This is a genomic window from Clostridium thailandense, assembly GCF_019207025.1.
In the GTDB taxonomy this organism is placed as follows: Bacteria; Bacillota; Clostridia; order Clostridiales; family Clostridiaceae; genus Clostridium_AM; species Clostridium_AM thailandense.
In genome coordinates, this window is the sequence record NZ_JAEEGC010000138.1 from 1 (window position 1) to 7,241 (window position 7,241).

Below are 7,241 nucleotides of genomic sequence, written 5' to 3' on the forward strand. Positions count from 1 at the left end.
TGACGTGTATAGAGCTTAATAAAGTTTGTATACATCTAAATAGATGATAATACTGAAGAGCCATATATATTAGAAAATATAAGAGATAAGGGGCTGTCGCACTTAGATAATCAAAGCAGAATAAGTCTACTTTCTGCCGTACTTACCTAAGTGCGACAGCCCCTTGTTCTAAATTTTGGTTCTAAAATATATTTAAATGAAGTTTAGGAGGTAGAGAAATGAAAGACCCAATTCAAAAGTATTTTCAGGTAGGAACTCTTCAATGGATGTCACATCCACCAGTAAATTATCCTTTAATTGAATCTGTTAAAACACTTGCATGTGATCCTTATTTTGCAGCTATAGAGGTAACTAAAGTAGCAGATGATGAAACACGTTCAGATATGAAAAAAATATTTGAACAATCACATATGGAAGTTTGTTATGGAGCACAGCCTACATTGCTAGAATCTGGTTTAAATCCAAATGATGTTAACGAAGAAGGAAGAAAAAAAGCAGAAGCTGCATTAATTGAAGCAATAGATGAAGCAGAATATATTGGTGCAAAAGGTATTTCATTTTTAGCAGGAAAATGGGAACAAGAAACAAAAAATCAAGCATATTCTCAATTATTAAAAACAACAAGAAATTTATGTGATTATGCAGCTAAAAAAGGAATGATGATCGAACTAGAAGTATTTGATTTTAATATGGACAAATCAGTATTAATAGGACCAGCACCTTACGCAACACAATTTGCAGCGGATATGAGAATGACAAATAATAATTTTGGTTTATTGGTTGATTTATCTCACATTCCAACAACTCATGAAACATCAAGGTTTGTTGTGCAAACTTTGAGACCTTATATCACACATTTACACATTGGAAATGCGGTAGTAGAAAAAGGACGCGAAGCTTATGGCGATAAACATCCAAGATTTGGATTTCCAAATAGCGCAAATGATGTTGAAGAATTAGTAGACTTTTTTACAATATTAAAAGAAGAAGGATTTTTCAATGCAAAGAATCCTTATGTATTGTCAATAGAAGTAAAACCTTGGAGAGATGAGGATGGTGAAATTATTTTAGCAAATACAAAAAGAGTTATTAACAGAGCATGGGCTCTTGTAGAAGACTAATAACTAGGAGGCAATTAATTATGAATATTGTAGTATTAGATGGTTATACATTAAATCCTGGTGATATCACATGGGAAGGTATGGAAAAGTTGGGGTGCTTAACAGTATATGATAGAACACCAACTGATAAGATTGTTGAAAGAATCGGAAATGCAGATGTTGTTTTTACAAATAAGACACCAATTTCAAAAGAGATCTTTGAAGCATGTCTTAATATTAAGTTTGTTGGTGTATTAGCTACTGGATACAATGTTGTTGATGTTGTATCGGCTAAAGAAAAAGGTATTTCAGTTACTAATATTCCAACATATGGCACAGATGCAGTTGGTCAGTTTGCAATTGGACTTTTACTTGAGATCTGTCATCATATTGCTCACCATGATAAAGCAGTACATGATGGACGTTGGGAAAATAATGATGATTGGTGTTTTTGGGATTATCCTTTAATCGAATTAGCAGGTAAGACGATGGGGGTTATCGGTTTTGGCCGTATCGGACAGACTACAGGAAGAATTGCAAAAGCACTTGGCATGAAAGTTATAGAATATGATGAATATCCAAATGATGCAGGTAAAGAATTTGCTGAATATGTATCTCTTGATACTTTATTTTCTGAATCAGATGTTATTGCGCTACACTGTCCTTTATTACCATCAACAGAAGGAATTATAAACAAAGACAACATTGGAAAAATGAAAGATGGCGTAATTATCCTTAATAATTCAAGAGGTCCTTTAATTGTAGAACAGGACCTTGCAGATGCATTAAATAGTGGAAAAGTATATGCAGCAGGTGTTGATGTTGTATCAACAGAACCAATAAAAGCGGACAATCCATTACTTACTGCAAAAAATTGTATTATTACTCCTCATATTTCATGGGCTCCAAAAGAAAGTAGACAAAGACTTATGAATATAGCAGTAGATAATTTAGAGGCATTTATAAAGGGTACGGCAAAGAATGTGGTTAATAAATAGTAATTGAAAAAACTTTACAATAACTATGAAATTAGAGAGGGATTATAAATGAGTAAAATTCTATTTGTTAAAATATCTTCTAGAGCAATATTTTATGTGGACGCATAGCTGTTAATCCAGGAGATATAATCCTTGGAGATGCTGATGGAGTAATCGTAATTCCTAAAAATGATGCAGCTCTAATATTAGATAAAGCAAAAACTATTGCAGCAGGAGATGCAGCAATGGTGAACTTACTTATATAATAATGTAATTCTTTGCATATCTTGTTATAATAGTTATTGATAACTTTATAAAGGAGGATGCAAATTGAATACTCATCAATTGGAATGTTTTATTTTGCTGGCAAAGTCTTTGAATTTTACAAAAGCTTCTAAATCAATGTATATTACACAACCAGCTTATAGTAGAATTATATCCAATCTGGAAGAAGATATTGGAGCAGAACTTTTTATAAGAGATAAACGATCTGTAAAGCTTACAGCAGCGGGAAAGACCTTTTTAGAAGAAGCAGAGAAGATGATATATCACTACAATAATATCCTAATAAAGGTAAGGGAATCAAAAGAAGGATACTCTGGTAGTTTGAAAATAGGGTTTTTAGAAGCTTCACTACATAGCTTTTTACCAGATTTTATTAATTTTTTTAGAAAAAAGTATCCTAGTATAAATTTAGTGATGGCAGACAATAGACATACTGCATTATTAAATGAGCTTTATAATGATAAGGTTGATATAGCCTTTACAAATACAGCTGGATTTATTGAGACAAATGAGTTGGTTTTTAAGACGATTTATGAAGATTATTATTGTGCTGTATTACCAGTAGATCATCCAAAGGCAAAGGATGGTACTATAGAATTGTTAAATTTAAGGGACGATCATTTCATTTTAATGAATCCTAATGTCTCAGCACAAAGTAATAACCGTATAACAAATATATGTTTAAGTCATGGATTTATACCTAAGGTTACTGGTAATGCAAATACTGTTACAGCATTATTGACTCTGGTAAGTTGTGGAATGGGGGTTAGTGTTTTATTACATAGTCTGGAATATCTTGCTCAAAACAATATTAAGTTTTTGAGAATTAAAAGGAACAATGAGCCTATACGAGTGGTAGCAGCTTATAAGAAAGTTAATAATAATCCCTGTATACCTATATTTACAAAGGCGTTAGATGAGTATAATTCTATCAAAAATTTGTAATAGATTAAAGCTCATTCAATTCTACTTTCTTCCAACAGATATTAGATGGAAAGAACTATCTAAGGAGAAATTTGGAGCAACCAGCTCAATACATCGGTATTTTATATATAGCATCAAATGGAATTAAAACTTTTAAGAGATATAGATATTTATTGTGATGAAAAGAAGAATAGTAAAAGAAAGGGTATGCCTATTATGGTATACCCTAATTCTAATGCGGATTTTTATTATAGTAGTAAAACAAAAGAAGAGAAATATTCATATCTAATAGAAGATGATGACTGTATATATTTATAAATATACTTCTCGAAATGGGATTCTATATAGTTCTACTATTTCATCTATAAAAAAATAATAGAATTTTGTAATGACTGTAATACATTTTATGCATTTTACGGTCGAAAATTAGGATGTTATTATAAGCGTGTAAGGACAAACTGTGTATCTAATCGATTAATTACCGGTGTAAACGAAAAACATTTTAGCTAAAATTTTTATGGAGGAATGGAATTATGAAAACAACAAGCAAAGAAGAAATTAAAGCATTATTTCCAGAACTAGATTTGGTAAATAATAAAGAACTGGTTGACAAAGCATGTGCAATATGGAAGGAGGCATTCGAGGCAGGAATTTGGGATGATATTATGAAACCTCAATTTGCTACATTAGCACCAAATGTTTCTCTTGTGAATCATACAAGAACAATTATTAGAAACTCTGTTAACATGGCGGAAAATGTAAAAGAAGCATATGGATACAAAGTGGATATGGATGTATTAATTATCAGTATTGTTTTACATGATGTATGCAAAATAGTAGAAAATGATCCAGGAGAAGTTGAAGGTACATGTGTAAAAAATAATATGGGTAAAACATATCAACATGGATTCATGAGTGGATATTATGCACAGAAATATGATTTTCCAGAAGAAATTGTTGCAACCGTTATAGCTCATGCAGGAGCATCAAAAGTTATCCCAAGAACAATAGAAGGGTTAATTTTATATTACAATGATGTGGCAGATGCAGATATACATTTCTTAATATCAGGAGCAAAACTTATATTGGATACTAGAAAATAAGGATCGCATTAAATTTTCAAATATAGCTTAAGTAATATATCTAGATTTAATTAAAAATATATGTAAAAAGGGGAAATATTATGGATAAGAAAACGTTATTAAGACTTTTGCCGGTTATTTTTTTAGGCATAATAGTTTGGATTATACCAACACCGCAAGGATTAATCGATATAACTTTATCAAGTAAATTAGCTAAAAATCCAGCAGAGGCAGTTAAGTTTGCAGCGAATACGTGGCATATGTTTGGTATTTATGCAGCAATACTTTGTGGTTTAATAGTTAAACCTTTCGCTGAACCAATTATAGTAATGATTATTTTAGCTGTTGCGTCACTTTTCATGGATCCTACTAAAGTATATGCAGGCTATGGATCACCATCAGTAGTGTTCTTGTTATCAGTAGTACTTGCATGTGGAGCATTTACAAAGACAGGTCTCGGAAAACGTATAGCCTTTGTATTGTTGGAGAAATTAGGAAAAACTAAATTTGGTAGAACATCAATAGGATTAGCTTATATATTGTTAATTTGTGACTTGATTTTAAGTCCAGCAACTGGATCAAATACATCACGTTCAGCAATTGTATTTCCAATTTTTAAAGGTGTTTGTGAATCTTTAGGTTCTACACCAACAGAAAATCCCAAAAAGCTAGGTGCTTATCTTGAATTGACATATCATATGATATCAATGGGTACAGCAGTTTTATTCTTAACAGGTATGGCTTCAAATGCAGTTATTGCTTCAACAATTCAAAGTTCAGGGGGAGCTGTGCTTTCTTGGATGTTTTGGTTTAAGGCAGCAATTGTTCCTGGAGCAATAGTATTATTTATAATACCACTTGTCATGTACAAATTGTATAAACCAGAAATAAAAGAATTAGGAGACATAGATCATCTAATTGTAAAGGCTAAATCAGAAATGGGTCCAATGAAAAGCAAAGAGAAGATTTTACTTGGAATATTTATATTTTCAATTTTAGGATGGATGTTTGGACCTCAAATAGTTATCGGACCAATCAAGGGTGTTGATATGCGAGTAGTAGCATTCTTATTCATAGGACTTGAATTACTATTTGGTATCATGACTTGGGATGATCTTTTAAAAGAAAAAATGGCTTGGAGCATGTATATGTGGTACGGTGGTTTCTTTGGAAGTGCAGCTATACTAGCAAATGGAAAATTCTATCCTTTTTTAGCATCGCTTCTTAAGAAATACTTAAATTTAGCGCATGTTAATGGATGGTTAGTTATACTTATATTACTTCTTATGGCCTTTGCTGTAAAATACTTTTTCGTATCAAATTCTGCTTATATTGGAGCAATATATCCTATAATCCTTACACTAGCACTTACAACCCAAGCGAATATAACAGTACTATCTTTATTGTTGGCTTTCTTTGGTGGATATAGCTGCTGGTTAACAAACTACGGAAATGGTGCAAGTATATATATATATTCACAGGGGTATGTTGATCAAAAAGACTGGTATAGAGTAGGAACAATAATGGTAGGTATAGTTATGTTAGTATACGTAATAGTAGCCTTACCTTATTGGAAAATTATTGGAATTTATTAAGGGTTATAAGAATTGATTATAAATATTATAGCAGTGCAATTAGGTTCTGCAAAATATTTTATAAAATAGAGTATTATATTAAAAACAAATTTAGGAGGAATAAAAATGGGATATAAAATATTATTACCACAAGAAATTACACAACCAGCGAGAGATTATCTTGAAAATTTAGGCTATGAATTAGTAGATGGAAGTGGAAAAGAAGTTGAAGATGTAATTAAAGATATACCCGACTGTGATGCAATAATTGTTAGATTGACTAAAATGACAGCTGATGTTTTCAATGCTGCACCTAAACTTAAAGCTGTTGCAAGACATGGTGTTGGTTTTGATACTGTAGATCTTGAAACTGCTAGAAAAAATGGTGTTCAAGTTGTGTATGCACCAAAATCTAACTGTATGTCAGTTGCAGAGTGTGCAATTTTCTATATGCTTTATTGTGCAAGAAATTTTACAAAGGTTAAAGATAACATTAAAAAAGATTACTATTATGCAAAATTAAAAGTAAATAAAATTGAGTTAGATGGCAAAACATTAGGTCTTATTGGATGTGGTAACATCGGTTCACTTGTTGCTAAGAAGGCAATGCAAGGATTTAATATGAAGGTTATGGTTTATGATCCATATAAAACACAAGAACAGCTTCCAGAAGGTGTTGTGAAAGTTAAAGATAGAGATAGAATTTTTAAAGATTGTGATATTGTTTCAATGCATTGTCCAGCAAATACTGAAACAGTTGATTCAGTTGGAGAAAGAGAATTTGAGATGATGAAGGAAACAGCATTCTTCATTAATACAGCTAGAGGTAAACTTGTTGTTGAAGGAGATTTATATAAAGCTTTAACAACTGGAAAAATTGCAGCAGCAGGTTTAGACGTTCTTAGAGAAGAACCATGTAGCCCAGATCATCCCTTATTATCATTAGAAAACTGTGTTGTTGGACCACATATTGGAGCGGCTACTAATGAAGCGACTAATAGAGCGTCACTACATTCAGCACAAGGTATTCATGAAGTATTGTCTGGTCAACAGCCAACATGGCCAGTAGTTGAATTTGATTATACAAAAAAAGTAGACTAGTACTAGGAGGAAAATAATATGCCAGTAGGAAATAGAGTATTTTTGAAGAGAGAACTTCCAGATAAAGAATTAGTGAAAGCCTTTAGTGAATTGCCAGCAGCAAATGTTGCAGATGCTATGGGACGTTTATGTGCCCTTCATTCAGATATAAAGTTAATGTCAAGCCCATCAAAGAAGATGTGTGGAGTGGCTTTAACT

Annotated in this window: 7 protein-coding genes and 1 pseudogene; all 8 read left to right on the top strand. The window is 32.0% G+C overall.

Annotation, left to right across the window (positions count from 1 at the left end; all coding sequences use genetic code 11):
• Nucleotides 1-218 precede the first annotated feature (218 nt).
• Nucleotides 219-1,121, top strand: a complete 903-nt coding sequence (locus I6U48_RS23590) for a sugar phosphate isomerase/epimerase family protein (RefSeq protein WP_218322937.1) — start codon at nt 219-221, stop codon at nt 1,119-1,121.
• A gap of 20 nt (nt 1,122-1,141) precedes the next feature.
• Complete coding sequence (locus tag I6U48_RS23595; protein WP_218322938.1) at nt 1,142-2,098, top strand: D-2-hydroxyacid dehydrogenase; 957 nt, start codon at nt 1,142-1,144, stop codon at nt 2,096-2,098.
• A 309-nt stretch (nt 2,099-2,407) separates the two neighbouring features.
• The gene (locus tag I6U48_RS23600; RefSeq protein ID WP_218322939.1) at nt 2,408-3,307 is read left to right on the top strand and encodes a LysR family transcriptional regulator; all 900 of its coding nucleotides are present in this window, start codon (nt 2,408-2,410) and stop codon (nt 3,305-3,307) included.
• A 117-nt stretch (nt 3,308-3,424) separates the two neighbouring features.
• Nucleotides 3,425-3,604, top strand: coding sequence for a hypothetical protein (locus I6U48_RS23605; protein WP_218322940.1), 180 nt, complete (start codon nt 3,425-3,427; stop codon nt 3,602-3,604).
• Nucleotides 3,605-3,819: 215 nt separating this feature from the next.
• Nucleotides 3,820-4,389 carry an HD domain-containing protein gene (locus tag I6U48_RS23610; RefSeq protein ID WP_218322941.1) on the top strand — a complete coding sequence of 190 codons (570 nt, stop codon included), beginning with the start codon at nt 3,820-3,822 and terminating at the stop codon, nt 4,387-4,389.
• Between the two features lie 80 nt (nt 4,390-4,469).
• Entirely contained in the window at nt 4,470-5,963 is a 1,494-nt protein-coding gene (locus I6U48_RS23615) for a DASS family sodium-coupled anion symporter (RefSeq protein ID WP_218322942.1), read from the top strand.
• 105 nt (nt 5,964-6,068) lie between these two features.
• Entirely contained in the window at nt 6,069-7,043 is a 975-nt protein-coding gene (locus tag I6U48_RS23620) for a hydroxyacid dehydrogenase (protein WP_218322943.1), read from the top strand.
• An 18-nt stretch (nt 7,044-7,061) separates the two neighbouring features.
• Nucleotides 7,062-7,241: pseudogene (locus I6U48_RS23625) on the top strand (RraA family protein); the annotation flags it as partial.

Bases quoted from the DNA above. Each gene is read 5' to 3' on its own strand.
- I6U48_RS23595 (WP_218322938.1), top strand. From the start codon at position 1,142: ATGAATATTGTAGTATTAGATGGTTATACATTAAATCCTGGTGATATC.
- I6U48_RS23590 (WP_218322937.1), top strand. From the start codon at position 219: ATGAAAGACCCAATTCAAAAGTATTTTCAGGTAGGAACTCTTCAATGG.
- I6U48_RS23620 (WP_218322943.1), top strand. From the start codon at position 6,069: ATGGGATATAAAATATTATTACCACAAGAAATTACACAACCAGCGAGA.
- I6U48_RS23610 (WP_218322941.1), top strand. From the start codon at position 3,820: ATGAAAACAACAAGCAAAGAAGAAATTAAAGCATTATTTCCAGAACTA.
- I6U48_RS23615 (WP_218322942.1), top strand. From the start codon at position 4,470: ATGGATAAGAAAACGTTATTAAGACTTTTGCCGGTTATTTTTTTAGGC.
- I6U48_RS23605 (WP_218322940.1), top strand. From the start codon at position 3,425: ATGGAATTAAAACTTTTAAGAGATATAGATATTTATTGTGATGAAAAG.